We start from the raw sequence: 2,554 nt of genomic DNA, 5'->3' as shown, positions 1-2,554 counted from the left end.
GCTCGGCGAGCGCGCGACGCACAGCGTGGCGCCGAGGTCCATCAGGCCCTGGGTGTATGACTCGATGCCCGACTCGATGCCGTCCTCGGGCAGCTGGCGCGTGGCTTCGTCCCACAGCGCACGCTCCTGGCGCGCCTCGGCCAGGTCGCCGTCGAAGCCGAGAAAGCGCGTCAGCACGCGCTTGACGTTGCCATCGAGGATCGCGACCCGCTCGCCGAAGCAGAACGCCGCGATCGCCGCCGCGGTCGAGCGGCCGATGCCCGGCAACTCCTGCAACACCGCGCTGCTGCGCGGGAATTCGCCGCCATGCGCGGCGACGACCGCCTGCGCGCACGCATGCAGGTTGCGCGCACGGCTGTAGTAGCCGAGCCCGCTCCACAGCGCGAGCACCTCGTCCTGCGACGCGGCGGCCAGCGCCCGCACATCGGGAAAGCGTTCGAGGAAGCGCGCGTAGTAGCCCAGCACCGTCGTGACCTGGGTCTGCTGCAGCATGATCTCGGACAGCCACACGCGGTACGGATCGCGCGTCTGCTGCCACGGCAACGCATGGCGGCCGTGCTCCCGCTGCCACGCGATCAGCGGCTTCGCGAAACGGTCTTGTACGGTCAATTCAAGCCTGGGCCGCGTACAGCGGGATCGAGCCGCTTGGTACGGCACTCGCCGTACCCGTCAGCTCGCGCTGCGCCTGCTGCTTCAGGCGATTGCCCAGCTCGGTGCTGCGCGCCTGCAGTTGCTGCAGCTGCGCATCCTGTGCTTCCAGCTCGGACAGGCGCTGCTCCAGGTCGCCGGCGGCCGACTGGATGCGCTCCAGCGCCTCGCGGCGCCGGCGGAATCCGCGGCGGCGTTCGCGCAGCTGCGAATCGACCTGCGCCGAGGCGGTCTTGTTCCACAGCTCGAACTCGCCGCTGGCGTTCTCGAACACCACGCGCAGCTTGGACACCAGCATGCGGCGGAACTGCTCCATGAACTTCGGCTGCGAGAGCCGCAGCGCCTGCGTGAGCCCGAGGTACTGCACGTAGTTGCGCTGGATCAGCGTCAGGTCGTTGACGAAGCGGCTGAAGTCGGGCTGCTTCGTGATCGCCAGGCTGAAGCCGAACTCGGCGTTCAGCTTCGCGAACGATGCACCGAGCATGTCGTGGATCTCGGTGCCGCGCACCTGCGCGGCCTCGAGCAGGTCGCGCAGGCGGCCGCACAGCGCGATGAACGCTTTCTTCGCGCCGAGGTGCAGCAGCGATGCGGTCATCRCCGTCTGCATCTCGGCCACTTCCTCGCGCAAGCGGTCGCTGGTCAGGTCGAGCAGCGCGTTCTTCAGCATGCGGCTGTGCACCATGCGCATCGCCTGCAAGCGCGCGGTGCACTGCTCGAATTCGGAGGTCTCGGCCTGCACGCGCTCCAGCATCATGCGCACCTTGGCGCCGCTCTTGCCACGCAGGCCGCGCAGCTCGAGCACCTGCTCGGCCATCTGCCGGCGGCGGTCGCCCAGGCGACGGTTGACCTGCGCCTCCATGCGGTTCGCGGCCTCCATCACCGTCTGCTGGAAGGCCTCGCGGCGCTGCGGCAGCAGCTGCGCGCCGAGCGCTTCTTCAAGGAACGGCAGGCGGCTCTGCGCAAGACCGGCTGCATCGCCGTCGATGCGCGCGGCCAGCGCCTGGCGCGCCGACAGCGGGAACACCCGTTCGCTCGCGACATCGAGCGTGCGCGCGGTCGACTGGCGCTGCTGCTCGATCTGCTCCTTCACGCGCTCGACGGTGGCGAGCGGGTCCTGCAGCGCATCGATCTTGTTCAGCACGACGAAGGCCGAGCTCGACGGCGAGCCGAGGTGGTCGCGCCAGATCGTCATGTCGGACTTGGTGACGCCGGTGTCGGCACCGAGGATGAAGACGATCGCGTGCGCGGCCGGCAGCAGGCTCAGCGTCAGCTCGGGTTCGGCGCCGATCGCGTTCAGCCCCGGCGTGTCCAGCACCACCAGGCCGCGCTGCAGCAGCGGGTGCGGGTAGTTGATCATCGCGTGGCGCCAAGCCGGCACCTCGACCTCGCCGGCGTCGTTCGTCGGCGGGTTGTCCTCGGCGTTGTCGTCGCTCCAGAAGCCGAGCGCACGCGCATCGTCGACCGACACCCACTGCGTGCGCATCACCTCGCGCAAGGCCTCGGTCAACTGGTCGGGCGAGTGGATGTCGAGCGGGATGTGGCCCCAGGCCTTCGGTTGGCCGCGCAATTCGGCGAGCGACAGGCCTTCGAGGCGGGTCGCGATCGGCAGCAGCGCGAGCGCCGGCGCCTCGCCGGCCTCGTAGCCGAGTTCCACCGGGCACATCGTGGTGCGCCCCGGCGTGGCCGGCAGCACGCGGCGGCCGGTGTCGGAGAAGAAGATCGCGTTGATCAGCTCGGATTTTCCACGCGAGAACTCGGCGACGAAGGCCACCACGAGCTTCTCGCCCACCAGGTTGCGACGCAGCGCGTCCAGCGCTTCGCTGGCTGCGGGTTCGGCCAGGTCGTTGTCTGTCAGGAAGCGCCCGAACACGTCGAGCCGTTTCCCGATCGACTGTCGCCACTGGCC

The 2,554-nt window shown here is 69.5% G+C and carries 2 protein-coding genes; both read right to left on the bottom strand.

The genetic code is table 11. From position 1 onward, the window contains the following. The coding region (locus AC1D01_RS29640; RefSeq protein ID WP_477872810.1) for an A/G-specific adenine glycosylase at positions 1-609 on the bottom strand (609 nt) is incomplete at its 3' end. Position 610: 1 nt separating this feature from the next. Then, positions 611-2,554, bottom strand: a 1,944-nt coding sequence (locus AC1D01_RS29635) for a dynamin family protein (RefSeq protein WP_477872808.1), incomplete at its 5' end; no start/stop codon positions are given.

Source organism: Rhizobacter sp. P3_B12, assembly GCF_056402895.1.
Note: the sequence above shows the minus strand (reverse complement) of the source record. Positions and strands in the feature narration are given on the sequence as shown.